This is a genomic window from Streptomyces sp. NPDC006207, assembly GCF_040613835.1.
Lineage (GTDB): Bacteria > Actinomycetota > Actinomycetes > Streptomycetales > Streptomycetaceae > Actinacidiphila.
The window spans coordinates 1-25527 of record NZ_JBEXSX010000037.1; the positions used below are offsets into that span (position 1 = coordinate 1).

The 25527-nt window shown below is 73.2% G+C and carries 25 protein-coding genes; 17 read left to right on the forward strand and 8 right to left on the reverse strand.

Going from position 1 to position 25527, the window contains the following annotated elements; all coding sequences use genetic code 11:
* Positions 1-30 precede the first annotated feature (30 nt).
* On the reverse strand, positions 31-1548 hold the full coding sequence (locus ABZ312_RS26745; RefSeq protein ID WP_500438932.1) for an FUSC family protein: 1518 nt from the start codon (positions 1546-1548) through the stop codon (positions 31-33).
* Between the two features lie 368 nt (positions 1549-1916).
* Between ABZ312_RS26745 and ABZ312_RS26750 the strand changes: the two genes are divergently transcribed.
* The 6 genes from ABZ312_RS26750 (at position 1917) to ABZ312_RS26775 (ending at position 9195) form a co-directional block, all read left to right on the forward strand.
* The gene (locus ABZ312_RS26750; RefSeq protein ID WP_500323288.1) at positions 1917-2444 is read left to right on the forward strand and encodes a (2Fe-2S)-binding protein; all 528 of its coding nucleotides are present in this window, start codon (positions 1917-1919) and stop codon (positions 2442-2444) included.
* Complete coding sequence (locus ABZ312_RS26755; RefSeq protein ID WP_500323286.1) at positions 2431-3420, forward strand: FAD binding domain-containing protein; 990 nt, start codon at positions 2431-2433, stop codon at positions 3418-3420. Before ABZ312_RS26750 ends, ABZ312_RS26755 begins: the two co-directional genes overlap by 14 nt.
* Positions 3417-5624, forward strand: a complete 2208-nt coding sequence (locus ABZ312_RS26760) for a xanthine dehydrogenase family protein molybdopterin-binding subunit (protein ID WP_500323285.1) — start codon at positions 3417-3419, stop codon at positions 5622-5624. Before ABZ312_RS26755 ends, ABZ312_RS26760 begins: the two co-directional genes overlap by 4 nt.
* A 20-nt stretch (positions 5625-5644) precedes the next feature.
* Positions 5645-6133, forward strand: coding sequence for an Lrp/AsnC family transcriptional regulator (locus ABZ312_RS26765; RefSeq protein ID WP_499515487.1), 489 nt, complete (start codon positions 5645-5647; stop codon positions 6131-6133).
* Between the two features lie 25 nt (positions 6134-6158).
* Positions 6159-6830: an HAD family hydrolase gene (locus ABZ312_RS26770; RefSeq protein WP_500323284.1), complete on the forward strand. Its 672-nt coding sequence runs from the start codon at positions 6159-6161 to the stop codon at positions 6828-6830.
* 571 nt (positions 6831-7401) lie between these two features.
* Positions 7402-9195, forward strand: a complete 1794-nt coding sequence (locus ABZ312_RS26775) for an NACHT domain-containing protein (protein ID WP_500323283.1) — start codon at positions 7402-7404, stop codon at positions 9193-9195.
* 24 nt (positions 9196-9219) lie between these two features.
* On the opposite strand, the gene ABZ312_RS26780 is transcribed toward ABZ312_RS26775, so the two are convergent.
* Positions 9220-9642, reverse strand: a complete 423-nt coding sequence (locus ABZ312_RS26780; protein ID WP_500323282.1) for a secondary thiamine-phosphate synthase enzyme YjbQ — start codon at positions 9640-9642, stop codon at positions 9220-9222.
* A gap of 111 nt (positions 9643-9753) precedes the next feature.
* On the opposite strand from ABZ312_RS26780, the gene ABZ312_RS26785 reads away from it, so the two are divergent.
* The 7 genes from ABZ312_RS26785 to ABZ312_RS26815 all read left to right on the forward strand — a co-directional run bounded on the left by ABZ312_RS26785 (position 9754) and on the right by ABZ312_RS26815 (position 15667).
* Positions 9754-9837, forward strand: a complete 84-nt coding sequence (locus ABZ312_RS26785) for a putative leader peptide (RefSeq protein WP_354795648.1) — start codon at positions 9754-9756, stop codon at positions 9835-9837.
* Positions 9838-10021: 184 nt separating this feature from the next.
* A complete protein-coding gene (locus ABZ312_RS26790; RefSeq protein ID WP_500323278.1) occupies positions 10022-10918 on the forward strand; it encodes an ABC transporter permease in 897 nt (298 codons plus the stop codon).
* Positions 10891-11667: an ABC transporter ATP-binding protein gene (locus tag ABZ312_RS26795; protein WP_500356891.1), complete on the forward strand. Its 777-nt coding sequence runs from the start codon at positions 10891-10893 to the stop codon at positions 11665-11667. Before ABZ312_RS26790 ends, ABZ312_RS26795 begins: the two co-directional genes overlap by 28 nt.
* Positions 11668-11699: 32 nt before the next feature.
* Positions 11700-12731, forward strand: a complete 1032-nt coding sequence (locus tag ABZ312_RS26800; RefSeq protein WP_500438933.1) for an ABC transporter substrate-binding protein — start codon at positions 11700-11702, stop codon at positions 12729-12731.
* Positions 12732-12742: 11 nt separating this feature from the next.
* Complete coding sequence (locus ABZ312_RS26805) at positions 12743-13951, forward strand: LLM class flavin-dependent oxidoreductase (RefSeq protein ID WP_500323275.1); 1209 nt, start codon at positions 12743-12745, stop codon at positions 13949-13951.
* 127 nt (positions 13952-14078) lie between these two features.
* Positions 14079-14534: a hypothetical protein gene (locus tag ABZ312_RS26810; RefSeq protein ID WP_499515480.1), complete on the forward strand. Its 456-nt coding sequence runs from the start codon at positions 14079-14081 to the stop codon at positions 14532-14534.
* Between the two features lie 11 nt (positions 14535-14545).
* Positions 14546-15667 (forward strand): NAD(P)-binding domain-containing protein, encoded by a 1122-nt coding sequence (locus ABZ312_RS26815; RefSeq protein WP_500323274.1) that lies wholly within the window; start codon positions 14546-14548, stop codon positions 15665-15667.
* Positions 15668-15718: 51 nt separating this feature from the next.
* Here ABZ312_RS26815 and ABZ312_RS26820 read toward each other — a convergent pair whose 3' ends face one another.
* Both ABZ312_RS26820 and ABZ312_RS26825 read right to left on the reverse strand, forming a co-directional pair.
* The gene (locus ABZ312_RS26820; protein ID WP_500356905.1) at positions 15719-16744 is read right to left on the reverse strand and encodes a LacI family DNA-binding transcriptional regulator; all 1026 of its coding nucleotides are present in this window, start codon (positions 16742-16744) and stop codon (positions 15719-15721) included.
* Positions 16745-16922: 178 nt separating this feature from the next.
* Positions 16923-17243 carry an L-rhamnose mutarotase gene (locus ABZ312_RS26825; RefSeq protein WP_500356895.1) on the reverse strand — a complete coding sequence of 107 codons (321 nt, stop codon included), beginning with the start codon at positions 17241-17243 and terminating at the stop codon, positions 16923-16925.
* Between the two features lie 187 nt (positions 17244-17430).
* On the opposite strand from ABZ312_RS26825, the gene ABZ312_RS26830 reads away from it, so the two are divergent.
* The 3 genes from ABZ312_RS26830 to ABZ312_RS26840 are packed head-to-tail and all read left to right on the forward strand — an operon-like array spanning position 17431 to position 20344.
* Complete coding sequence (locus ABZ312_RS26830) at positions 17431-18195, forward strand: (Fe-S)-binding protein (RefSeq protein ID WP_500323273.1); 765 nt, start codon at positions 17431-17433, stop codon at positions 18193-18195.
* Positions 18192-19700 carry a LutB/LldF family L-lactate oxidation iron-sulfur protein gene (locus ABZ312_RS26835; RefSeq protein ID WP_500438934.1) on the forward strand — a complete coding sequence of 503 codons (1509 nt, stop codon included), beginning with the start codon at positions 18192-18194 and terminating at the stop codon, positions 19698-19700. The genes ABZ312_RS26830 and ABZ312_RS26835 overlap by 4 nt, the downstream gene beginning before the upstream one ends.
* A complete protein-coding gene (locus tag ABZ312_RS26840) occupies positions 19697-20344 on the forward strand; it encodes a LutC/YkgG family protein (protein WP_500323270.1) in 648 nt (215 codons plus the stop codon). The genes ABZ312_RS26835 and ABZ312_RS26840 overlap by 4 nt, the downstream gene beginning before the upstream one ends.
* An 11-nt stretch (positions 20345-20355) precedes the next feature.
* Here ABZ312_RS26840 and ABZ312_RS26845 read toward each other — a convergent pair whose 3' ends face one another.
* The 4 genes from ABZ312_RS26845 to ABZ312_RS26860 form a co-directional block, all read right to left on the reverse strand.
* Positions 20356-22011: a bifunctional 3'-5' exonuclease/DNA polymerase gene (locus ABZ312_RS26845; protein ID WP_500438935.1), complete on the reverse strand. Its 1656-nt coding sequence runs from the start codon at positions 22009-22011 to the stop codon at positions 20356-20358.
* Positions 22012-22055: 44 nt separating this feature from the next.
* Positions 22056-22430, reverse strand: a complete 375-nt coding sequence (locus tag ABZ312_RS26850) for a DoxX family protein (RefSeq protein ID WP_500323267.1) — start codon at positions 22428-22430, stop codon at positions 22056-22058.
* Positions 22431-22533: 103 nt separating this feature from the next.
* Positions 22534-23145 carry a hypothetical protein gene (locus ABZ312_RS26855; RefSeq protein WP_500323266.1) on the reverse strand — a complete coding sequence of 204 codons (612 nt, stop codon included), beginning with the start codon at positions 23143-23145 and terminating at the stop codon, positions 22534-22536.
* Positions 23146-23154: 9 nt separating this feature from the next.
* Positions 23155-24960 (reverse strand): ABC transporter ATP-binding protein, encoded by a 1806-nt coding sequence (locus tag ABZ312_RS26860; protein ID WP_500356898.1) that lies wholly within the window; start codon positions 24958-24960, stop codon positions 23155-23157.
* 95 nt (positions 24961-25055) lie between these two features.
* Between ABZ312_RS26860 and ABZ312_RS26865 the strand changes: the two genes are divergently transcribed.
* Positions 25056-25523, forward strand: coding sequence for a MarR family winged helix-turn-helix transcriptional regulator (locus ABZ312_RS26865; RefSeq protein ID WP_500356899.1), 468 nt, complete (start codon positions 25056-25058; stop codon positions 25521-25523).
* Positions 25524-25527: the final 4 nt, after the last annotated feature.

Sequence of the window (25527 nt, forward strand, 5' to 3'; positions counted from 1 at the left end):
CGGGGCCGGGGCGCGCCCCTGCCGCGCGCGTCAGTCGGGCTCCCCGGTCCGCGCGGGACGCGCGGGGGCGCCGAGGGGGGCGGCCAGCCCGCTGAGGGCCGTCTCGAGGCTGCGCAGGTGCTCCAGGGCCCGATCGGCGTGCGGGTGCGGTCCCGCGGCGTCCCCGGTGGCCGTTCCGGGCGCCGGAGCACCGCTCCCGGCCGTACCCGGGGGCACCAGGCGCCGGACGGCGATCTCGACCCGGTGGCAGGCCGCAGTGAGGCGCTCGTCATGGCAGGCCGACGGGTCGGCCACGACCTCCGCGAGGCCGCGGACCTGACGGGCGCACTCGTCGAGCAGGGCGAGGACGGTACGGGCCCGGGCCTTGCGGTGCCGCATCGGGCTGAGCGGGTGCACCAGCGGGGCGACGGCGGCCCGCACCCGTTCCAGGAGGACGTCGAGGTCCGCCACGTGGCGGGCCAGGTCGTCGCCCGGGCCGCCGGCGAGGTGACGGGCGGCCTCGCCGGTGAAGTCGTGGACCGCGTGCAGCGCGCGGCGGATCCAGGCGTCGGTCGCCGCGTGCGTGGTCACCGGCAGCACCACCAGGACCGCGACGGCCGCGCCCAGGGCGCCGACGGCGGTCTCCCCCAGCCGCAGCGCCAGCAGCCCGGGGTGGAGGATGCCGAGCAGGCCGTAGAGCAGCCCCGCCATCACCGTCACGAAGAACATCATCCAGCTGTACGAGACCGGGGCGGTGTAGAAGATCCCGAAGACGCAGACGGCGACCAGTGCGGCGGTCGGCGCGGGCGCCCCGTGCAGCGGGAGCGCCACCGCGAGCCCGGCGACGATGCCGGTGACGGTGCCCAGGACGCGGCGGAAGCCCCGCACGAGGGTCTCGCCCCGCGAGGCGGTGTTCACGAAGATCCACCAGGCGGTGCCGACCGCCCAGTACCAGCGGTCCTCGGACAGCGCCTGGCCCACCGCCACCGCGATCCCGCCCGCGAGCACCGCCTGGAACGCCTGCCGGGTCGTCGGACGGCGCAATCCCCGGGACTGGGGCAGGACGACGGCGGGCGCCGGGACGGCCCCCCGCTCGTAGCACCACAGGCCGAAGCGGACGAGGGCCGCGCAGCCCAGCCCGAGGCCCACGGCCCCGTACAGCTCCGGCAGCAGTCCAGGACCGGCCCGCAGGAACTGGGCGATGAAGAACATCATGAACGCGAAGACGCCCAGGGCGTGCCCGCGCGCCCCCCAGCGCCGGGCGTAGACCCCGGCGAAGACCACCGCGAGGAAGGCCGCGTCCCGTGCGCCCGGGTACGGATGCAGCCAGGCGGCCAGCGCGAGGACGGGGAAGCCCACCGCGGGCATCAGCGCGGTCGTCGCGGCCTGCCGGGCCGGCCCGGGGTCGGTGACGACGAACAGCGCCAGCAGCGCGGCCAGACCGCCGACCACGGCGGCGGGCAGCGGCAGCCCGGCCGCCGCCACGGCGGCGACCGCCCCCGCGATGCCCAGGACCGCGCGCGAGGCGCTGCGCAGCCGTGCGCGTCCCGGGTCCGGTGCGATGAACATGTGCCCCACCACGTGCCCGCCCTGCCCCTCGTTCGTGCCGCGGTGCGTGTCCGCGCATGGAAAAGGCGCTGCGGGGCCTCGTACCTCCCGCAACGCCAGCGTCGCCTCCAGGAAAACATCCTCAGGGCCCTTGGCTCAAGCGAGCCCCGTTCCACTGGGCCATTGGCCCGGCCGTCGATCGCGCGGCCAGGGCGGGGCCGGACCACTGGCTCATGCCGAAACGCCCATTCGGCGTATATTGATGTGAAAGGCGGACGTATTGACGCGAAAAGTCGATCCCGCCTTTTAACGGCGCCTGACGAACCAACTCACCGGATCCGCCCCAGGAGGGGCTCGAGTCGTACCCGACCCGTCCGGAGGAGGACGCGATGAGGGACGTGGCGAGCGAGCGGGACGTGGACCGTCCCGGAACCATCGAGCGGGTCGTGACACTCGACGTCAACGGCCGGTCGTACACCCTTCGCCTGGACACCCGGGTCACACTGCTGGACGCGCTGCGCGACCGGCTGGGCCTGACGGGCACGAAGAAGGGCTGTGACCAGGGAGCCTGCGGCGCGTGCACGGTCCATCTCGACGGCAGGAGAGTGCTGTCCTGCCTGACACTGGCCGCCCAGGCCGAGGGCCGGGCGATCACCACCATCGAGGGCGTCGGCGGCGCGGACGGACCGCACCCGGTACAGCGGGCCTTCATGGACCACGACGGCTTCCAGTGCGGCTTCTGCACCCCCGGCCAGATCATGTCCGCGGTGGCGCTGATGGCCGAGGGCAGGACCGGCTCCGACGAGGAGATCCGGGAGTTCATGAGCGGCAACCTGTGCCGCTGCGGTGCCTATCCCAACATCGTGGCCGCGATCCGCGAAGCGGCGTCCGGGGGAGGTTACGATGCGCACCTTTGAGTACGTGCGGGCGACCGACGCCCAGGAGGTCGTACGGCTGCTGGCGGAGGACCCGGCGGCCTCCTGCCTCGCGGGCGGCACGACCCAGCTGGACCTGATGAAGGACGGGGTCCTGGAGCCGCCGACGCTGATCGACATCACCCGGCTCCCGCTGCACGGCATCGAGCGGCGCGGCGAGTCGCTCCACGTCGGGGCGCTGGCCACGATGGAGGAACTGGCCGCCGACGCCACGGTCGCCGAGCGGCTGCCCGTGGTGCGCGAAGCCCTCCTGATGGGCGCCTCGGTGCAGCTGCGGAACATGGCCACCATCGGCGGCAACCTGCTGCAGCGCACCCGCTGCCGCTACTTCCGCGACCCCATGGTGCTCGAGTGCAACAAGCGCGCACCGGGCACGGGCTGCGCGGCCGTGCAGGGCGCGGCCAGGATGCACGCGGTGCTCGGCGTGAACGAGAACTGCATCGCGCTGCACGCCTCCGACCTCGCCGTCGCCCTGGTGGCGCTCGACGCGGTCGTGCACGTCCAGGGGCTGTCGGGCCGGCGCAGCGTCCCCCTCACGGAGTTCTACGTCACGGCCGACGAGGGTCCGGAACGGGAGAACGTCCTGGAGCACGCCGAGCTGATCACCGAGGTCGAGATCCCGCTCCCGCCGCCGTCCGCCCGCTCGGGTTACCTCAAGGTCCGCGACCGGATGTCGTACGAGTTCGCCCTGACCTCGGCCGCGGTGGTGCTCGTCGTGGAGGACGGCACGATCCGTCAGGCCCGGGTCGGGCTGGGCGGGGTGGGCTCGAAACCCTGGCGGGCCTACGAGGCCGAGCACGTGCTGACGGGCGCTCCGGCCACGTCGGCGACCTTCCTGGACGCGTCCGAGGCGACGATGCGCGACGCCTGGACCGTGCCCGGCACGGCGTTCAAGGTGCCGTTGGCCCGCCGGACCCTCGTCCGCGAGCTGCAGACAGTGTCAGGAGTGACGGCATGAGCACGGTCGAGAGCAGGCCGTTGGTCGGTGCGGGCGTCAACCGGGTCGACGGACCGCGCAAGGTCACCGGCGCCGCCCCCTACCCGATGGACTTCAACGTCCACGGCCAGGCCTACGGCGCCCTGGTGCAGAGCACCATCGCCGCGGGCCGGATCGTCCGCATGGACACCGAGGAGGCCGAACGCTCGCCCGGCGTGATCGCGGTGCTCACCCACGAGAACGCCCCGCAGGTCGGCACCGGCCCCACGACGGTGCTCGGTCAGTCGCCGCCCGCCCCCCTGCGCAACGACCGGATCATGCACCACGGGCAGCACATCGCCTTCGTCGTGGCCGAGACGCCGGAGCAGGCCGCCGCCGCGGCGCGGCTGGTGCACGCCGAGTACGAGGCCGGTGAGCCGCTGCTGGACCTGCAGGACCCGAGGGCGCAGCATGTGGTCGACCCGTGGAAGATGGACCACTCGCGCGGCGACGTGGCCGCCGCCCTGGAGGCCGCCGACGTCATCGTGCGCGGCACCTACCTCACGGCGGACAACACCAACAACCCGCTCGGGCTGTTCGCCACGCTGGCCGTGTGGGAGGAGGACACCCTCACCGTCCACGACACCAGCCAGTGGCCGTCGATGGTGCGCACCACCTTGTCCATGGTCTTCGGCATCCCCGAGAGTTCGGTTCGGGTGCTGGTGCCCTACGTCGGCGGCGGCTTCGGCGCCGGGCTGCGGGCGTGGCCGCACGTGATCCTCACCGCCATGGCCGCCCGGTCGACCAAGCGCCCGGTCAAGCTCGTGCTGACCCGGCCGCAGATGTTCACCTCCGTGGGGCACCGTCCCAGCGGTGTGCAGTGGCTCAGCATGGGCGCCACGCGCGACGGCGACCTGGTCGCCCTCGACCACCGCAGCCTCAGCTCGCTGAGCATGGAGGACAACGACTTCGAGCCGTTCTCCCACGGGACCTCGTTCGCCTACCGGTGCCCGAACGTGATCACCCGGGACCAGCAGGCCAAGCTCAACATCGCCGTACCGACGTCGATGCGCGCCCCGGCCGAGGCGCAGGGCAGCTTCGCGCTGGAATCGGCCCTCGACGAATTGGCGTACACCCTGCGCATGGACCCGCTGGAGCTGCGGATCCGCAACCACACCGAGGTCGACCCGCGCAACGGGCTTCCCTGGTCCGGGAAGGCGATCCTGGAGTGCTACGAGGCCGGCGCGCGGCGCTTCGGCTGGGCCGACCGGAACCCGGAGCCGCGGTCCATGCGCGACGGCAACTGGCTCGTCGGCTACGGAATGGCGAGCGCGATGTTCCCGTACTTCGCGACGCCGTGCATGGCCGAGGCGACCGTCAACCGCGACGGCAGCGCGTTCGTGCGCAGCGCGGCGACCGACATCGGCACCGGCACGTACACCGTGATGGCCCAGCTGTCCGCCGAGGAACTGGGCCTGCCCCTGGACAGGGTCCGCTTCGACCTCGGCGACTCCGACATGCCCGACTCGATGATGGCGGGTGGCTCCGGCCTGACCGGCGCGCTCGGCAACGCCGTTCACGACGCCTGCCGCAAACTCGTGGGCCTGTTCGCGGACCTCGCGCGCGGGGACGCCGACTCCCCACTGCTGGGCGCCTCCCCCGAGGACGTCGAGGCTTCCGGCGGCAGGGTGCACCTGGTGGGCCGCCCGGACCGCGGGGAGTCGTACGCGGACATCCTCTCCCGGCACGAGCTGCCCCAGCTGACGGCGACCGGGAGCAGCACGCCCCCGGACCCGGCCGCCATCGGCATGTCCCCGGCCGGGGCATACGGCGCGAAGTTCGTCGAGGTACGCGTCGACGCCGACCTCGGCCTCGTCCGGGTCGCCCGGGTGGTGTCCGCGATCGACGGCGGCCGCATCCTCAACGAGAAGACCGCCAGGAGCCAGATCATCGGCGGGACGGTCGGCGGGATCGGCATGGCCCTGTTCGAGGACACGGTCACCGACCCGCGCACCGGCCGCATCGCCAACGGGACCTTCGCCGACTACCTCGTCGCCGTGAACGCCGACATCCCCGAGCTGGACGTGCTCTTCGTCGGCGAGCCCGACCGCGGCACACCGACCGGCACCAAGGGCGTCGGCGAGGTCGGCCTGGTCGGCATCGCACCCGCCATCGCCAACGCCGTGTACCACGCCACCGGAAAGCGCATCCGCGAACTGCCGATCACCATCGACGCCCTCCTCTGAGCGGTGCGAGGCAGCGTCCCGTGCCCGCCGACGAGCTGGACGCCCGTATCCTGGCGCTGCTGCTGGAACAGCCGCGCACCAGCGTCCGCGAGTACGCCCGCATCCTGGGTGTGGCGCGCGGGACCCTGCAGGCGCGGCTCGACCGGCTGGAACGGGACGGGGTGATCACCGGGTACGGCCCGCGGCTGTCGCCCGAGGCCCTGGGGTACCGGGTGCTGGCCTTCGTCCACCTGGAGGTGACCCAGGGCCATCTGGACGCCACGGGCGCGGCCCTGGCCGCCGTACCCGAGATCATCGAGGCGTTCTCGATCACCGGCGGCGGCGACCTGCTCACCCGGGTGGTCGCCCGGGACGCCGCGCACCTGGAGGACGTGATCCAGCGTCTGGTCCAGGTGCCGGGTGTGGTGCGCACCCGCACGGAGGTCGCGCTGCGCGAGCGGGTGCCGCAGCGGATGCTGCCGCTGGTACGGGAGGTCGGCCGGGACGCCGCGGCCGGGCGCACGCCGTGATCGCCGGCTTGGCATGCTGGGAGCCATGACGCTCCCCGCGGTGATATTCGACCTCGACGGCACCCTCGTGGACAGCGAGCCCAACTACTTCGAGGCGGGCCGCCGGCTGCTGGCCGCGCACGGCGTGGACGACTTCACCTGGGAGCAGCACCGGCGTTTCATCGGCATCGGCACCAAGGAGACGCTGGAGACCCTCCGCGAGGAGTACGGCCTGTCGGCCTCCGTCCAGGAGCTGCTGGACGGCAAGAACCGGCTCTACCTGGAGCTGGCCCGCGGGGCCACGGACGTGTTCCCGCGGATGCGCGCGTTCGTCGAACTGCTGGCGAAGGCCGGGCATCCCATGGCGGTGGCCTCGGGCTCGTCGCGCGAGGCGATCCAGGCGGTGCTGGCGGGCACCGGGCTGGACGCCAGCCTGACGACCGTGGTCTCGGCGGAGGAGGTCGGCCGCGGCAAGCCCGCCCCGGACGTGTTCCTGGAGGCGGCGGCCCGGCTCGACGTGGACCCGGCGGACTGCGTGGTCGTCGAGGACGCGCCACCCGGCGCGGAGGCGGCGCACCGGGCGGGCATGCGCTGCGTCGCCGTCCCCTACCTGGCCGCGCAGGCCGACGATCCCGCCTTCGCGACCGCCGGCCTGCTGGTGCGCGGAGGGCAGGACGCCTTCGACGCCCGGGCGGTCATGGACTGGCTGACGGGCTGACCGCGCTCCCCGGGTGACGCCCGGCACCCGCATGGTGCGCCGGCAACCCTGCGGTTAATGGTCGTGCACGGCTTCGCCCGGCGCCCCGACCGCCGTGGCGGCAGCAGGAGGCGGCGGACCCCGTGAAGCGGCCCCTGACGATCATCGGCGAGGAGTCGGAACGCCCCCCACGACCGGCCGCCCGTGTCGAAAGCCGTGCTGCTCGACGGCATGTCCCCGGAGCACGTCGCTCTGCCCGCCCGGCACGATGTCTCGGCCCGCTGTCGCCTGGGCGTACCTGCCGGCCACCGGGTCGTCGACCTCAACCGGTGCCAGGGATACGCGCAGTGCGCGTTCCTCACCCCGACATGTTCGAACTCCATCGCGAGGAGACGCTCTTCTACGACACCGGGCCCCCCGAGGAGCAGCGCGACCGGGCGGCGTGCGCCGCCGCTTCGTACCTCGTTCAGGCGATCCTGATGGTGGACGTCTCCTTCTGGGACCGCACCATCTGCGTGTCGCCTGCGACGGGGGGCGGCCCGTCTGACCGGTTCCCTGGGTGGTGGGCGCCGCCAGTGGGGAAGATGGTGGCGTGGGGAGATACGGACGTCCGGACCGCAGAACGGGACTTGTGTGCGGCGCGGTGTTCCTGGGCTCCATCGCGGCGGCATGGGCCCTCTACGTGGCAGCCGGCCAGAGCGCCGTCGTGGGAGCAGTGGGAGTCCCCGTCATCGTCGGCGTCCCAGCGCTGTACATGGCGGGCAAGGCGATGCAGGGGGACCGTTCCGACACCGCGTTCACGCTGTCGATCGACGAGGTCACGGAACGCCTCGCGCAAGACACACGGAGATTCTGGTCCGATGAGGCCCACCGGCGGGGCCTCATCGACCCCGTTCCGCTACCGGTGCCATGGGATGCCGCTGACGAGCACTTGGTGACGGACTGGGACCGGATCGCGCGGGAGGCCGCGGAATGGCGCCGGCCGGCGAGTTCGGAGAGTCCCCACGCGACCAGGCTGTGCGGCACCGGCAACCAGGTCGCCGACATCCTCGCCGGGATTCCGACGAGGCGTCTGGTCGTCCTGGGCGACAAGGGAGCGGGCAAGACCACGCTGCTCATCAGGTTGGCACTGCGGCTGACAGCAGATCGGGGCGGATCCGGGGAGCAAGTGCCCGTGCTGCTGCCGCTTGCCGACTGGTCCGGCAGGGACGGGCGATTCCTGGACTGGGTGGTCGACCAGATCGGCGAGCAGTTCTCCGATCTCAAGCGCCCGTACGGCGGAGCGGCGGGCTCACAGAGCTGCGCACGGCAACTGGTCGACGAACGCAGGGTCATGCTCCTGCTCGACGGCCTCGACGAGATCCCGGAGTCCCGGCGACGCACGGCGATCACGCGGATCAACGACGACCTGGACTTCTTCGCCGGTGTCGTACTGACCAGCCGTACCACGGAGTACCGGGAGACCGTCGGGCCCACGACCCGCAACCCGGTGCGGCTCAGGGGGGCAGCGGGCATCGAGCTGGGCCCTGTGGCCTTGGGTGACGTGAAGAAGTACCTGACCGACGCAGCGGGCGGGGAAGCTGCCGCAGAGGACCGCTGGCGCAGCGTGCTGGTGGAGATGGACCACGACGGTTCCGGCGTGAACGGGGCGTTCAGGTCCCCGCTCATGGTGAGCCTCGCCGTCGCCGTATACCGGCTGGAGCACGACGACCTCGACGGCGCCGGTCGAGGTCCTGACGAACTGTGCCGCCGGTCCCGTCAGCAGGTCGAACGGCACCTGCTGGCCGAGCTGATCCCCACGTTGTACCGCCCGCACCGCGACCGTTCGCAACGCTGCCTGTGGACGCGCCACCCAAGACAACTGACGAAGGTCAGAAAGTGGCTCGCCTTTCTCGCCCAGCGGCTCACCCCGCACGGGGGCCACGCACCAGACCGGGCCTGGTGGTACCTGGAGGACGCCGTGTCGACGCGGCTCGTAGGCGCCGTCATCGGCAGTACGACGGCGCTGTTCACCGGGACCATGGCCGCGCTCGCGGCCGCCGCCGTCACCGCCCCCGGAAGCGACCGCACCGCCTGGCTCTGGACCGCGGCGGGTGTCGGCATCATGTCAGGCGTGGCAGCCGGTACGGTCTCCGGCTCCGAGGACGCAGTGGAGCTCGGAGCGCGCCTGACGGTCCTGGGCAGGACGGGTGAAGGCATCGCCTATGTGTTCACCATCTGGGCGCCCGCGATGGTGGTGCGCTCCTGCCTCGCTGTACGGGGGCGCCTTCCCTGGAGGCTTTCGCGGTTCCTGAAGGACGCGCACATGCACCACGGGGTACTCCGCCGGTCAGGCCAGGCCTACGAGTTCCGCCATGCGGAGCTGCAGCGACAACTCACCCCGTAACCCGGAGCGGAGCGCTGGAGCGGCTCACGCCAGGAAGCTCAGCCGGACCTGGCGCCGTGGGTTGTCGCGGTTGGTGTCGACCAGGACGACGGACTGCCAGGTGCCGAGCTCCAGCCGGCCGCCGATCACCGGGAGCGTGGCGTGCGGCGGGACGATGGCGGGCAGCACGTGGTCGCGGCCGTGGCCGGGGCTGCCGTGGCGGTGGCGCCAGCGGTCGTCGGCGGGGAGCAGGTCGTGGAGCGCGGCCAGCAGGTCGTCGTCGCTGCCCGCGCCGGTCTCGATGACGGCGATCCCGGCGGTGGCGTGCGGGACGAACACGTTGAGCAGCCCGTCGCGTCCGTGGGCGACGTCGTCGAGGAAGTCGGCGCAGGCGCCGGTCAGGTCGTGGACCGTCTCCCGGCTGCCGGTGGTGACGTCGAGGGTGCGGGTGGAGAAAGCGTCGGCCATGTGACCATGGTGGCCCACCCGGGAGCCCGCCGCGTGGCGGGGGTGGCGCGGGCGTTCCGAGGGTCGAGACGCCGTTGACGCCATGTGGACGGCATGGCTACGGTCGTAGACATGTCGCGTCCCGTTCTGCTCACCACGCGCGGTCACATCGACCTGTTGCGGGTGGCCTCCGCCGCCTGTCGCCGCGGCTGCTGACGCTTCCCCACCTCTTGGTGTGCCTTTCCCGCACGCCGTTTCCGTGCGCCTTTTCGGGCCCTCCCCGCACCGCCCCGTCCGCGTTCCCGTGACGAGTCGTAGCGCCAGCGCCTGCGCCTGACCGGTTTCGCGGACGCGGGGGCGTGCGCGCCCGCTCACCGCCTCCCCGACGTGGAGCCTTCCCATGAGCATCAGCAAAGCGCCACCGGACATTTCCGCCATGTCAGCCGACGTCCCACCTGACGCCGCCCCTTCCGTCGTCCCTTCCACGACCGTTCCCGAACTGCGCCCCGTGGTACCCGTCTCCGCCCGCCGCCGCTCACTGCCCCGCTGGCTGCGGCGGACCACGGGGCCGCTGCTCCTGCTCGCGGTGTGGCAGTCGCTCAGCACGACCGGTGTGCTGCGGCCGGACGTCCTGGCCTCGCCGGGCACCATCGCCGGCACGGCGGCCGACCTCGTGACGAACGGTCAGCTGACCTCCGCCATGGCGGTGTCGCTGCAGCGCGTGGTGATCGGGCTGCTCCTCGGCGGTGCGGCCGGCATCGCCCTGGCCCTGCTGTCAGGGCTGTCCCGCTTGGGCGAGGACCTGGTCGACGCCAGCGTGCAGATGCTGCGCGCGGTGCCGTTCGTCGGCCTGATCCCGCTGTTCATCATCTGGCTCGGCATCGGCGAGGCACCGAAGGTCACCCTCATCGCGCTCGGCGTCGCCTTTCACCTCTACCTCAACGTCTACGCGGGGATCCGCGGCGTCGACGAGCAACTGATCGAGGCGGGCACCTCGCTCGGCCTGTCGCGCTGGGGGCTGGTCCGGCACGTCGTGCTGCCGGGCGCGCTGCCCGGCGCGATGACGGGGCTGCGCTACTCGCTCGCGACCGCGTGGCTCGCGCTGGTCTTCGGGGAGCAGATCAACGCCTCCGACGGCATCGGTTTCCTGATGACGCAGGCGCGGGACTTCCTGCGGACCGACGTGATCGTGGTCTGCCTCGTCGTCTACGCCTTCCTCGGCCTCACCGCCGACATCGTCGTCCGCTCCCTCGAAAGGCTGCTGCTGCAATGGCGACCGACCTTCACCGGCCAGTGAGCAACGACGCCGCCGGAGCCGGCGGAGCCGACGCCGCCGCGGCCGTGCGCGTGGCGGGGCTGACCCGCTCCTTCGGCGGCCGGCCCGTCATCGACGGCCTCGACCTCACCCTGCGGCCCGGCGAGTTCACCGCCCTGCTCGGCCGCAGCGGCTGCGGCAAGAGCACACTGCTGCGCGTCCTGGCCGGGCTCGACCGGGAGATCGAGGGCACCGTGCTGGTGCCGGACAGGCGTGCCGTCGCCTTCCAGGCGCCGCGCCTGATGCCGTGGAAGCGGGTGTGGCGCAACGTCCTGCTCGGCCTGCCGGGACGGCCCGAACGGGCGCTGGCAGAGGCCGCGCTGGAGGAAGTCGGGCTGCGGCAGCGGTCCGGCGCCTGGCCCAAGACGCTGTCGGGCGGTGAGGCCCAGCGTGCCTCGCTCGCCCGGGCGCTGGTGCGCGAACCCGATCTGCTGCTGCTCGACGAGCCGTTCGGCGCGCTGGACGCGCTGACCCGCATCAAGGCGCAGCGCCTCGTCGCCCAACTGTGGCAGCGCCGAGGCTGCGCGGTGCTGCTCGTCACGCACGACGTGGACGAGGCCCTCCTCCTCGCCGACCGGGCCCTGGTCATGCGGGACGGGGTCATCGCCCACGACACCCCGGTCGCGCTGCCCCGTCCGCGCGACGTCGGCGACCCCGGTTTCACCGCCCTGCGCTCCCTTCTGCTGGCCGAACTCGGCGTCGACGCTCCGACGGCCGCCGAAGCCGCCTGACCCACCCTCACGAGAAGGACGACGGACCCACCATGAAGACAACCCGGCGCATCGCCCCCGCCCTGCTGCTCCCGCTCACCCTCCTGCTCTCCGCCTGCGGCGTCTCTTCCGCCGACAGCACCGTGGGCGGCGCCGGTGACGGCACCGACGGCAAGGGCTCGGTCACCTTGAACGTCGGCGACCAGAAGGGCGGTTCCGAAGCCGTCCTGCGCGCGGCGGGCGAGCTCGACCACCTCACGTACCGCATCAAGTGGTCGACCTTCACCTCCGGGCCACCACTGCTGGAGGCCGTCAACGCCAAGGCGGTGGACATCGGCGGGGTGGGCAACACCCCGCCGGTCTTCGCCGCGGGCTCCGGGTCGAGGATCACGGTGGTGGCGGCCTCGCACGGCTCCTCCGAGGGCGAGGCCATCGTCGTCCCGAAGGGCTCGGCGCTGAAGCGGCCCGCCGACCTCAAGGGCAAGCGCATCGCCGTCGCCCAGGGCAGTTCCGCGCACTACCAGCTGATCGCCTCGCTGCAGGCCGCCGGGCTGGCGCTCGACGACGTCGACGTCAGCTATCTGCAGCCCGCCGACGCCCTGGCCGCCTTCAGCGGCGGCAAGGTCGACGCCTGGGCGATCTGGGACCCGTACACCTCCCAGGTGCTGCGCGCCAACGGCGCGCGGGTGCTGACCACCGGTACGGGGCGCGTCAACGGCCTCGCCTTCCAGGTCGCCGCACCCGGCGCGCTCGCGGACAAGGCGAAGTCCGCCGCCATCGGCGACTACCTGGAGCGTCTGCGGCGCGCCCAGGACTGGGTCTACGAGCACCCCGAGGAGTGGGCCAAGGTGTGGGCCAAGGAGACCGGGCTGCCGTACGAGGTGGCCCTGGACTCGGTGAAGCGCAGCAACGGCACCCGGGTCTCGGTGGCGGTCGACGACGCGGCCGTCGCCTCAGAGCAGGAGATCGCCGACACCTTCGCGAAGCTCGGGCTCATCCCGCGGCACGTCGACTTCTCCGACTTCGTCGACCGCCGCTTCAACGGCGACCTGCCCGCCTCGACCACCGCCGCACGCACCTACTGAGAGGGCCGCACATGTCCGTGCACCTGCACTGGTTCCTGCCCACCGGAGGCGACGGCCGCACCCTGGTGGACCGGCACGCCTACACCGACGGCGGCGTCAAGCGCTCCCGCGTCACCCCGGTCTCCGGGGTGCGGGCGCCCGACATCGACTACCTGGCGCAGATCGCGCGGGCGGCCGACCAGCTCGGCTTCGAGGCCGTGCTGACGCCCACCGGCACCTGGTGCGAGGACGCCTGGCTGACCACCGTCGCGCTGTCGCAGCACACCGAACGGCTGAAGTTCCTGGTCGCCTTCCGGCCGGGGGTCGTCTCACCGGTTCTGGCGGCGCAGATGGCGGCGACCTACCAGCGGATCACCCGGGGCCGGCTGCTGCTCAACGTCGTCACCGGCGGGGACTCCACCGAACAGCGGCGCTTCGGCGACCACCTGGACCACGACGCCCGCTACGCGCGCACCGACGAGTTCCTGTCGGTGGTGCGCGGGGTGTGGGGCGGCCGGCCCTTCGACTTCGACGGAGAGCACTACCGGGTGGAGGGCGGACTGACCGCGCTGCCGCCGGACCCGGTGCCGCAGGTCTTCTTCGGCGGCTCCTCACCGGCGGCCGGGCCCGTCGCCGCCCGGCACGCGGACGTCTACCTGACCTGGGGCGAGCCGCCGGAGCAGGTGAAGGCGAAGACCGACTGGATCCGCGCTCTGGCCGAGGCGGAGGGGCGCACGGTGCGCTTCGGCATCCGCCTGCACGTAATCTCCCGCGACTCAGCCAGGGAGGCGTGGGCCACGGCGGAGCGGCTGCTGGACGACCTCGACGAGGACACGGTCGCCGCCGCGCAGGAGGCGCTGGGGCGCAGCGAGTCGGTGGGCCAGCAGCGGATGCTGGCGCTGCACGGCGGCTCGCGCGACGGGCTCGAGATCTCGCCGAACCTGTGGGCCGGGGTGGGCCTGGTGCGCGGCGGGGCCGGGACGGCGCTGGTCGGCAGCCACGCGGAGGTCGCCGACCGGATCGAGGAGTACCACGCCCTGGGGATCGACCACTTCGTGCTGTCGGGCTACCCGCACCTGGAGGAGGCGTACTGGTTCGGCGAGGGCGTCATGCCCGAACTGGCCGCACGGGGGCTGCTCGAGAGGGCACCCACCGCACCCCTCCCGGGAGTGCGGGCGGCGAACGGCCGGCCCGCGTCCGCGCCGGGTGGGGCGCCGCTGCTGCTCTCCGGAGGGCGCTGACGGTCCCCGTGCGACGGGGGGCGGCTGTCCTGATCCGGGCGGCCGCCCTCCGATTGGTCTGGACCACTTGCCGTCCCTCGGGATAGGGTCGGCAGCGCCCGCCCGAGCGCCAGAGGGGGACCCCCACGTGTACGCACCGCACCGCGTCGCCGCGCTGGTCGACGTCTGCCTGCTGCCCGTCGGCCGGACCCGCAGACCGCCGGAATGGCTCCGGCGCGGCCTGGAGCGGGCCGGGGCGGTCACCGTCGACGTCCCGGCCGCGCTCAGCGGGCCCGCGGTCACCGAACTGCTGCGGGACGAGTTCGGCGACGGCGCGGTCGTGATCAGCGAACCGCTGGACACCGACGAGGTCGTGGAGGGCTGGGGCGTACCGGGCGCGGCCGTCCTGGCCTGGCTCTCGGGCGTGGACCTGCTGCAGCTCGGGCCCCGTTGCGGGGCGGGCGTCCTGGAGGCCATCCGGACCGCGGCCACCCGCGCGGTCGCCGACGGCGACCTGCCGCTGTCCCGCCTGGAGGAGGCCGCCGCGCGGGTGGCCCGGCTGCGGCGCGAGGTGTCCGCGGGAAGCTTCCACGAACGCCCGTAGTTGGTGGAAACGTGAACCATGTGGATGTGGACGTCGCCGTCATCGGGGCCGGGCAGGCCGGGCTCTCGGGCGCGTACTTCCTGCGACGGAACGGGATGCGGCCGAACGAGGACTTCGTCGTCCTCGACCACTCCCCCGGCCCCGGCGGCGCCTGGCAGTTCCGCTGGCCGACGCTGACGTACGGCAGGGCGCACGGGGTGCACTCGCTGCCCGGCATGGAGCTGGAGGGCGCCGACCCCGACCGGCCGTCCGCCGAGGTCGTCGCCGAGTACTTCGACCGCTACGAGCGCACCTTCGACCTGCGGGTGCACCGCCCGGTCGACGTCTCCACGGTCCGCGAGGGCCCGGACGGGCGCCTGCTGGTCGAGTCCGACGCCGGCACGTGGGCTGCCCGCGCGCTGGTCAACGCCACCGGGACCTGGGACCGGCCCTTCGTCCCCCGCTACCCGGGCCAGGAGGCCTTCCGCGGCCGCCAGCTGCACACGGCGGGGTACCGCGGGCGCGAGGAGTTCGCCGGGAAGCACGTGATCGTGGTCGGCGGCGGCACCTCGGCCGTACAGCTGCTCATGGAGCTCCACGAGCCGGGTGGCGCGGCCGCGACGACCTGGGTGACCCGGCGGCCGCCCGCCTACCGCACCGGCCCCTTCGGGGAGGATCAGGGGCGGGCCGCGGTCGCGCTGGTCGAGGAACGCGTCAAGCACGGCCTTCCGCCCCAGAGCGTCGTCAGCGTGACGGGGCTGCCCATGACCGAGGCGATGGAGCGCGCCCGCGAGCGCGGCATCCTCGAACGCCTCCCCATGTTCGAGCGGATCACCCCGGACGGCGTGACCTGGGCGGACGGCCGCCACGTCACCGCCGACGTCATCCTGTGGGCCACCGGCTTCCGTGCCGCCCTCGACCACCTGGCCCCGCTGCGCCTGCGCGAGCCCGGCGGCGGCATCCGCCTGGAGGGGCTCACCCAGGTCGCGGCCGACCCACGCGTCCACCTCATCGGCTACGGCCCCTCCGCGAGCACGATCGGCGCCAACCGGGCCGGCCGCAGCGCGGCCCGCGAGATCCGCGCCTACCTGCGGGGACGGGACCGCGCCCCGGACGCGGCCCGGACGCCGGAACCGGTGGCCGCGGCCGGCTGACGGCCGGCCGAAGACCACCGAAGCCGTCGGGGCCCGGCACCCCCGGAGGGCTCAGCGGGCGGCGCGGCCGCTCTTGCCGAGGGTGGAGCCCCGGACGACGAGTTCGGGCTGGAAGACGATGCGCCGGTGCTCGTGCTCCTCGGCCGCGTCCCCGGTCTCCTCGATGAGCAGATCGGCGGCCGCGCGGCCCATCCGGTAGGCGGGCTGCCGCACGGACGTCAGCGGCACCGCGGCCGCCGCCGCGAACTCGATGTCGTCGTAACCGACCAGCGCGATCTCCTCGGGCACCGCGATGCCCGCCGCGTACAGCGCCTGCAGCACGCCCAGCGCGAGCAGGTCGTTGGCACAGAAGACGGCGGTCGGGCGGTTGGCCATCCCCAGGAGCCGGGCGCCGGCGTCGCGTCCGGAGGGGACGTCCAGACGCTCCGCCTCGATGTGCGCCAGGGACCCGGCGGGGAGCCCGGCGGCGGCGAGCGCGTCCAGGGCGCCGGTGCGCCGGTCCTGGCACTGGGCGAGGTGCATCGGACCGCTGACGTACACGATGCGTTCGTGGCCGCGTTCGATGAGGTGGTCGACCGCGAGGCGGCCGCCCTCGATGTCGTCCACGGACACCGAGCAGGCCTCGGCGCTCGGCACGACGCGGTCCACGAAGACGAAGGGGATGCCGTGGCGCCGGAAGGAGGCGATGTTCCGGCCGCTGGTGTCCGCGGGCGTCACCAGGACACCGCGCACCCGCTGCTCGGCGAAGAGCCCGAGGTAGTCGGCCTCCTCCGAAGGGCTCTCGCCGCTGTTGCAGAGCATCACTCCGAGCCCGGTCTCACGGGCGGCCCGCTCGGCGCCGGAGGCGACGTCCACGAAGAAGGGGTTGGCCATGTCGAGCACGAGCAGCGCGATGATCCTGCTGCGGCCCGCCCTCAGCTGCCGGGCGGACTCACTGCGCACGTAGCCCAGTTGCTCGATGACCGACAGCACGCGGGCACGCGTGTCCTCGGAGACCATGTCGGGCCGGTTGATCACGTTCGACACCGTGCCGACCGAAACGCCCGCCTGCCGGGCGACGTCCTTGATCCCCACCATGCGTGTCACGAGCTCCGCCCTACCTCCTGCCGCCGGCCCGCCGCAGGCCGCGGGTTCATGCTACGCATTCGTGACGGCGTCGGCGCCCACTCTGTCCGGCCGACCGAACGGCAGCGGCGGAACGGCAGTGGTGGCCTCCGGGGCGGGGCGGATCGTCGCGCGGGCTACTGCTGCGGCGTCATGCCAGGTGGAAGACCTCCGTGAGCGGCCGCATGGCCTCGTCGGGCCGGGCCCCGTCCAGCGCCTCGAAGAAGTCCGCCATCTCCGCCTGCCAGCGGGCGTTGACGTCGGTCGCCGCCATCGCCTCCTGTGCGGCGGCGAAGTCCTCGGTCTCGAGGTAGCCGACGAGCAGGCCGTCCTCACGCAGGAAGAGCGAGTAGTTGTGCCAGCCGGTGGCGGAGAGGGCGTCCAGCATCTGGGGCCAGACGGCGGCGTGACGCTCGCGGTACTCGGCGAGACGGTCCTTGCGGACCTTCAACAGGAAACAGACGCGCTGCACGGTCGGCCCTGGCCTCTCGGGTCTGATATGAAAGGTTTCAATCGATGGCAGGGACGTTAGGACACCCCGACATGGCTCGTCAATGGCACCTTCTGCGGCGCGCAGACATCCGATCTCTGCCCCATAGTGTGGGGCGTATACGGCAGTATGAGCCCACGGGTGGCCGTGCCGACCGTGAGGAGGCCGCATGCGCGTAGCACTGTTCGTCACTTGCGTGAACGACACGCTGTACCCCGAGACGGGGAAGGCCGTCGTGACCCTGCTGGAGCGGCTGGGGGTGACCGTGGACTTCCCCGCCGCGCAGACCTGCTGCGGCCAGCCGCAGTTCAACACCGGCTACCGGCACGAGACGGAGCCCCTGGTCACGCGGTACGCCAAGGCTTTCGAGGGGTACGACTACATCGTCACCCCGTCCGGTTCCTGCGCCGCGATGGTGCGGGACAACTACCCCCGCATCGGCGACCGGGCCCGCGCGGAGGGGCGCGGGGAGGGTCTCGCCGCCGTCGCCGCGTCCGTCGTGCCCCGCACCTACGAACTGACCGAGTTCCTCACCGACGTGCTCAAGGTGACGGACGTCGGAGCCTACTTCCCCTATCCCGTCACCTATCATCCGACCTGTCATGGCCTGAGGATGCTGGGGCTGGGCCGCCGCCCGGTGGAGCTGCTCAGCCATGTGAAGGGGCTGGAGCTGGTCGAGCTGCCGGGCGCCGAGGAATGCTGCGGATTCGGCGGCACCTTCGCCGTCAAGAACGCGGCCGTCTCCGCGGCGATGGGCGCGGACAAGGCCCGCAACATCACCTCCACCGGCGCGCGCGCCGTGTGCACGGTGGACAACTCCTGCCTGATGCACATCGGCGGTACCCTCGCCCGGCTCGGCTCCGAGGTCCGGCCGGTCCACCTCGCCGAGATCCTCGCGTCGACCGAGGAGCAGCCCTACGGAGGCATCCGATGAGCGGCACCTACCTGGGCATGCCCGCCTTCCCCGTCGCCGCCGGCGAGGCCGTGCGCAATACGACCCTGCGCGGCAACCTGCGGCACGCCACCCACACCATCCGGGACAAGCGGGCCCGCGCCGTCGCCGAACTCGACGACTGGCAGCAACTGCGGGCGGCGGGCAAGCAGATCAAGGACGACGTGCTGCGCCATCTCGACCACTACCTGGTGCGGTTGGAGGAGGCGGTCACCGCCGCGGGGGGCACCGTCCACTGGGCCGTCGACGCGGACGAGGCCAACCGCATCGTGACGGACCTGGTACGAGCCACCGGTGAGACCGAGGTCGTCAAGGTCAAGTCCATGGCGACCCAGGAGATCGGTCTCAACGAGGCGCTCGCCGAGGCCGGGATCTCCGCCTACGAGACGGACCTGGCCGAGCTGATCGTGCAGCTCGGCGACGACCGGCCGAGCCACATCCTGGTGCCCGCGATCCACCGCAACCGCTCCGAGATCCGGGACATCTTCAACGAGGCCATGGGCCGCTGGGGCCGTCCGGCGCCCGAGGGGCTCTCCGACTCCCCCGCCGAACTGGCCGAGGCCGCACGGCTCCACCTGCGGGAGAAGTTCCTGCGCGCCAAGGTCGGCATCTCGGGCGCCAACTTCATGATCGCCGAGACCGGCACCCTGGTCGTGGTGGAGTCCGAGGGCAACGGCCGCATGTGCCTGACGCTCCCCGAGACCCTGATCTCGGTGGTCGGCATCGAGAAGGTGCTGCCGAGCTGGCGGGACCTCGAGGTCTTCCTGCAGCTCCTGCCCCGCTCCTCCACGGCCGAGCGGATGAACCCGTACACGAGCACCTGGACCGGGACCACCGACGAGGACGGACCGCGCACCTTCCACCTCGTCCTGGTCGACAACGGCCGCACCGACACCCTCGCCGACGAGGTGGGCCGGCAGGCGCTGCGCTGCATCCGCTGCTCGGCCTGCCTCAACGTCTGCCCCGTGTACGAGCGGGCCGGCGGGCATGCGTACGGGTCCGCCTACCCCGGGCCGATCGGCGCCATCCTCACCCCGCAGCTCCGCGGCATGGACACCGCGATCGACGCCTCGCTCCCGTACGCCTCGTCCCTCTGCGGCGCCTGCTACGAGGTGTGCCCGGTCGCCATCGACATCCCGGAGGTCCTGGTCCACCTGCGGGAACGCGTCGTGCAGGGTGGCGAGGTGACCCGGGCGGGCAACAAGGTGACGCTCAGGCCCGCCAAGGGCCACGCGGCCGAGCGGGCGGCCATGCGCGCGGCGCGCTGGACGCTGGACCACCCGGCCGCGCTGCGCGCCGGTCAGCGGCTGGCGTCGCGGACCCGCAGGTTCCACCCGAGCCGGCTGCCGGGGCCCGGGAAGGCGTGGACCGACACCCGGGACGTCCCGTCGGTGCCGGCGGAGTCCTTCCGCGACTGGTGGCGGCGCACCCGGGGGCCGGGCGCCGCCGGCAGCGGCAGCACCGAGAGCAGGGAGGGCACCAAGTGAGCACCCGTGACCAGGTCCTGGGGCGGATCCGCCGCGCCCTCGCCGACGCGCCCCACGGGACGGCACCGGCGCGCGGCGCGGTGGACCGTGACTATCTGCGCGTCCACGGACGGCGGGACGCCGCGCAGACCGCCGATCTGCTGGCCGAGAACCTCGCCGACTACCGTGCCATCGTCCACCGCGCCACCGCCGAGGAGCTGCCCGGCCGCCTCGCCGGCCTGCTGGCCGCGCACGGCGCCCGCCGGGTCGTCGTCCCGCCCGGCCTTCCGGAGCAGTGGCTCTCGGCGGTGCAGGACGTGGAACGGGTGGCCGATTCCGCGGCGCTGACAGCGCGCGAACTGGACGCTGTCGACAGCGTCGTCACCGGTTGCGCGGTGGCGATCGCGGAGACCGGCACCATCGTGCTGGACGCCGGGCCCGACCAGGGGCGGCGCAGGATCACGCTCGTCCCGGACCACCACGTCGTCGTCGTGCGCGTCCCGGAGCAGGTCGTGGACTCGGTGCCGCAGGCGCTGGAACGGCTGGATCCCGTCCGGCCGTTGACGTGGATCTCCGGACCCTCTGCCACCAGCGACATCGAACTGGACCGGGTGGAGGGCGTGCACGGGCCGCGCACCCTGGAGGTCCTGCTCGTGACGGACTGACCGCGCGCCGCTCATTTGGCGTCCGCGTAGCACTCGACGACATGGGTGTGCAGCGGGAAGGGCACCGGCGTCGGGCCGAAGAGCAGGAGCCGGGCCTCCTCCGCGGACTCCGCGACGGCATCCTCCACGGCGGGGGCCAGCTCCTGGGGGGTGTGCACGATGACCTCGTCGTGCAGGAAGAACACCAGGTGCGGCCGTCCGTCGAGCGCGGCCAGGCGGCGGCGCAGGGAGGCCAGCACGGCCAGCGCCCATTCGGCGGCCGTGGCCTGGATGACGAAGTTGCGGGTGAAGCGGCCCCAGGCGCGGGCCTGGGCGTCGGTGAGCTCCTGGCGGTCGGCGGACGGCGCCGGTGACGTACGCCCGAGGTGGGACCGGACGACACCGCCGCCCTCGCCGGTGCGGGCGGCGGACTCCACCAGGCGCATGCCGTCCGGGAAGCGGCGGCGCAGGACCTCGAGCAGCGGCCCCACCTCGCCGCTGGTCTGGCCGTACATCGCGCCCAGCAGGCCCAGTTTGGCCCGTGCGCGGTCGCCCCCGAACGCGGTGCGCGCCAGGGCCGCGTACAGGTCGCCCTCGGCGGCGGCCGCCGCCAGCCCGGGATCGCCGGAGAGGGCGGCCAGGACGCGGGGTTCCAGCTGGCCCGCGTCGGCGACGACCAGCCGGTGCCCGGGGTCGGCGACCACGGCGGCGCGGATCTGCCGGGGGATCTGCAGCGCTCCGCCACCGCGGGTGGCCCAGCGGCCGGAGACGACACCGCCGACGACGTACTCGGGGTGGAACCGCCCGGCGGGCGCCCACTGTTCTCGCCAGGCCCAGCCGTGGGCGCTGTGGATGCGGGAGAGCTCCTTGTAGCGCAGCAGCAACGCGGCGGCCGGATGCCCGACCTCCCGCAGCACATGCGAGCGGGTCGAGGTGATCCGCACGCCCACGCGCTCGAAGGCGGGCAGCAGTTGGGCGGGCGAGTCGGGGTTCACCGGGCGGCCCAGGGCCTCATGGATGCCGGCGGCGAGCTCGGACAGCACCTTGGGGCGGACACCGCCCGCCGGGCGGGGGCCGAGCAGCCCGGTGAGCACCGCGTCGTGGGCAGCGGCGCTCCAGGGCAGGCCGTCCCGGGCCATCTCGGCGGCGGCCAGGGCGCCGGCGGACTCGGCGGCGGCCAGCAGGCGCAGCCGGTCGGGGTGCTCGGACAGGGCGATCCGGCGCTGCTGGTCGGCGTGCACGGCGACCACCGCCTCCAGCGGGTCGGTGCCCGGCGGCAGATGATGGCGGTCGGCGGCGAAGAGCACCGGCTGGTCGTCGGAGCCGCCTTCGCGCGCGTCGTCCGGCACGGGGAGTCCGTGCAGCCGGGCCCAGCCGGCGCCCAGCGAACGGGGCAGGCCCCAGCGCTCCTCGGCACCGAGCAGCAGGGCCTCGACGAGCTTGAGGTCGTGGCACCGGGCCGGACGGGCCGGGAGCCGCTCCAGCAGCGGCGGGTAGATCTCGTCGGTGGCGGCCCACACCCAGCGCGGCGCCTGCCGGGCCTCGCGCTCGGCGATGGCCGCCACGAGGTCGCCGACGGTCTGCGGGGGACCGTCCGCGGTGCCGTCCTCGCGCAGCGCCTGCAGCCGCCCGCCGGTCCCCAGGGGGTCGGCGACGACGGCGACGGACGGGCTCCTGTGCGAGGTCACCGTCCGAGGGTAGAACGGAGCACCGACAACGCCCCGTGGACCGGTCAGGGGCGGCTGTCGCGGCTCACCTTCAGGGCCCACAGCACCAGCGGTGCCTGGAGCGGCAGCCGGGCGTAGGCGGCGTTCCGCAGGGGCGCGGGCCGGTCGCGCCAGTCCCGGGCCATCTTCACGTTGGCCGGCAGCACGGCGGTGAAGAAGCCCGCCGCCAGCAAGGCGCTCGCCCGGCGGGTACGGGGCAGTGCGATGCCCGCGGCGAGCGCCAGTTCCACCGCGCCGCTGACGTAGGTCCAGGTGCGGGGCTCGCCGGGCAGGACGCGCGGGACGACCGCGTCGAAGGGCCGGGGCGCCACGAAGTGGGCGGTGCCCGTGGTGGCGAGCAACCTGGCCAGCAGCACGGCGGAACGGTCGGACGCGGCCATCGGTTACCTCCTGCGGTCTGCGCGGCGCCGCTCACCCTAGCGCCGGTGCCGGGCACCGGGCGGACGATCGCCGCGGGCGGGATGTGCGCTTGCTCACCCGGGTCTACGGCGTGGTGGCGGCCGGTCCCGCGAAGGGAGGCAGGGCCGCGTACTCCGGGGCCACCTGGAGCGAGACGGCGAGCTGGGCCAGTGCGTCCCGGACCCGGGTGAGCGGGTGGTCGGGGAAGTGCGCGTCGTAGTGGGGGGCGTCGCCCCAGTGGAAGGGCAGGCCCTGCCGCAGGTCGGAGGCGTACGGGTGCGGCATGAAGTAGCGCTCGGGGCCGAGTTCGATGAGCACCTGCGCCTCCCGGACGCCGGTGGTGCCCTGCTCCAGGGCCTGGACCTTCACGACGGCGCTGCAGGAGGCCCGGGGCAAGGTGTAGCTGCCGAGGAACGCCTGGCCGGTGGGGCGGTCCGGCAGGGGGACCTTGATGACCTGGCGCAACGTGGGGACCGTTCCCAGGTGCAGGACGTCGGCCTCGATGAGGCCGCCGCCCGCCCCGGCCGTGTAGTGGGCCAGGGCGTGGCGCAGGCGCGGCAGGTCCTCCAGGGGCGCGGGGATGTCGGGCGGCACGTCGAACCAGTGCAGGCTGACGAGGTCGCCGTGGTCATTGGTCCAGGCGTCCGCCTCGATCTGCCGGTAGCCGGGGAGTTCCGCCCCCGCGATGGGTTCCATGGCCGAGGATCATGCCGTATGGACGAGTTGGGCGTCACGGCGGACCAGGGCGGCGTAGCGGCCGTCCAGGGCGAGCAGTTCGTCGTGGCTGCCGCGTTCCACGATCCGGCCGTGGTCGAGGACGACGATCTGGTCGGCGTCGCGGACGGTGGACAGCCGGTGGGCGATGGTGAGGGTCGTACGGCCCGCCGAGAGGGCGTCGATGGCGTCCTGGACGGCGTGCTCGGTACGGGTGTCCAGCGCGCTGGTGGCCTCGTCGAGGATGAGGACCGGCGGGTCGCGCAGGATCGTCCGCGCGATGGCCAGGCGCTGCTTCTCGCCGCCGGAGAAGCGGTAGCCGCGTTCGCCGACGACGGTGTCGTAGCCGTCGGGCAGCCCCGCGATGTGGTCGTGGATCTGCGCGGCGCGGGCGGCGGCGACGATCTCCTCGTCGGTGGCGTCGGGCTTGGCGAAGCGCAGGTTCTCGGCGACCGAGGCGTGGAAGAGGTACGTCTCCTGCGACACGACGCCGACCGATGCGGCGAGCGTGTCGAAGGCGAGGTCGCGGACGTCGACGCCGTCGAGCGTGACGCGGCCCTCGGTGACGTCGTACAGCCGGGGCACGAGGTAGCTGAGGGTGCTCTTGCCGGAGCCGGTGGCGCCGACGACGGCGAGGCTGCCGCCGGCCGGGACCGTCAGGTCGATGCCGTCGAGGGTGCGCCCGGGCGTGGCCGGGTCGTAGGAGAAGCCGACGCCCTCGAAGCGGATGTCGCCGCGGACCCGCGGGAGGCGTACGGGGTCGTCCTTCTCGGTGATGTCGACGGGCAGGTCGAGGTACTCGAAGATGCGCTGGAAGAGCGCGAGCGAGGTCTGCACCTGGACACCGGTCGACAGCAGGCTGACGGTGGGCCGGAACAGGCCCTGCTGGAGCGAGACGAAGGCGACGAGCGTGCCGATCGACACCGCCCCGCCCGCTCCGTTGACGGCGATGCCGGCGATCCAGTAGATGAGCGCGGGCATGGCGGCCATGACGACGCCGATGGTGGACATCCGCCAGCGGCCGGCCATGTTGGAGCGCACCTCGAGGTCGACCAGCCGGTCCGACTCCTCGGCGAAGGAGCGGGTCAGGGAGTCGGCGCGTCCCATGGTGCGGCCGAGGAGGATGCCGCTGACGGACAGCGACTCGGTGACGATGGCGGACATCGCGGCCATCTGCTTCTGGCGCTGGGTGGTGATCTTCTTGCGCTCGGTGCCGACCCGGCGGCTGATCCACACGAAGACCGGGAGCAGCAGCAGGGAGGCGATGGTCAGGCGCCAGTCCAGGGCGATCATCGCGACGACGGTGGCCACGACACTGGTGAGGTTGGACACGAGCGAGGTCGCGGTGGAGGTGACGGTGGCCTGCATGCCGCCGATGTCGTTGGCGATGCGGGACTGCACCTCTCCGGTGCGGGTCCGGGTGAAGAAGGCGAGCGACATGCGCTGCAGTTGCTCGTAGACGGCGGTGCGCAGGTCGTGCATGACGCGCTGGCCGACCGTGGTGGAGATCAGGGTCTGCAGGACGCCGAAGACGCTGTTGAGGACGGCGGTGGCGATCATGCCGAGGGCGAGCAGGCTCAGCAACCCGGTGCGGCCCTGCGGGATCGCGGTGTCGAGGATCTCGCGCAGCATGAAGGGCGAGGCGACCGAGACGAGTGAGGCGGCACCGACGAGGAGCCCGACGACGGTCAGGCGGGCACGGTAGGGACGGAAGAGCCGCAGGACGCGGCGCACGTCGGTCGGTCGGGCGGGGTCCTTGGGCGGCGGGGTCCACCGCGGGGATTGATCGGGGTGCAAAGGGCCTCCGAAAGGTCCGGGCATGTCAAGGCGATGAGAGTGTAGTTCATTGTTACCTATGCTCACAATGAACCGCATCCTGATACCCTCTGACCATGGAATCCCGCACGTCCACCGCGGACACCGACGAGAGCACCGGGCGCCTCGCCGACCAGCTGCTGTGGCTGACCCGCCGGCTGCACCGCGCACAGCGGCGGCACCTGGAGCCGGTGGGCATCACCCCGGCCCAGGCACGCATGCTGCGCACGGTCGCCCACAGCCTCAAGAGCGGGACCGCGCCCCGGATGGCCGACCTGGCCGAGCGGCTGGACGTCGTGCCGCGCGCGGTGACGAGCCTGACCGACGCCCTGGAGGAGCGGGGGCTGGTCCGCAGGGCGCCCGACCCGGTCAACCGCAGGGTGGTTCGCATCGAGCTCACCGAGGAGGGCGACGACGCCGTGCGGCGGCTGCGCCGCGCCCGCCGGGCGGCGGCCGAGGAGCTGCTCTCCCCCCTGGACACGGACCAGCGCGATGCCCTGACGGCGTTGCTCGCCGTCTTGGACACCGCGCCGGGTCGTTGCTGAGGCG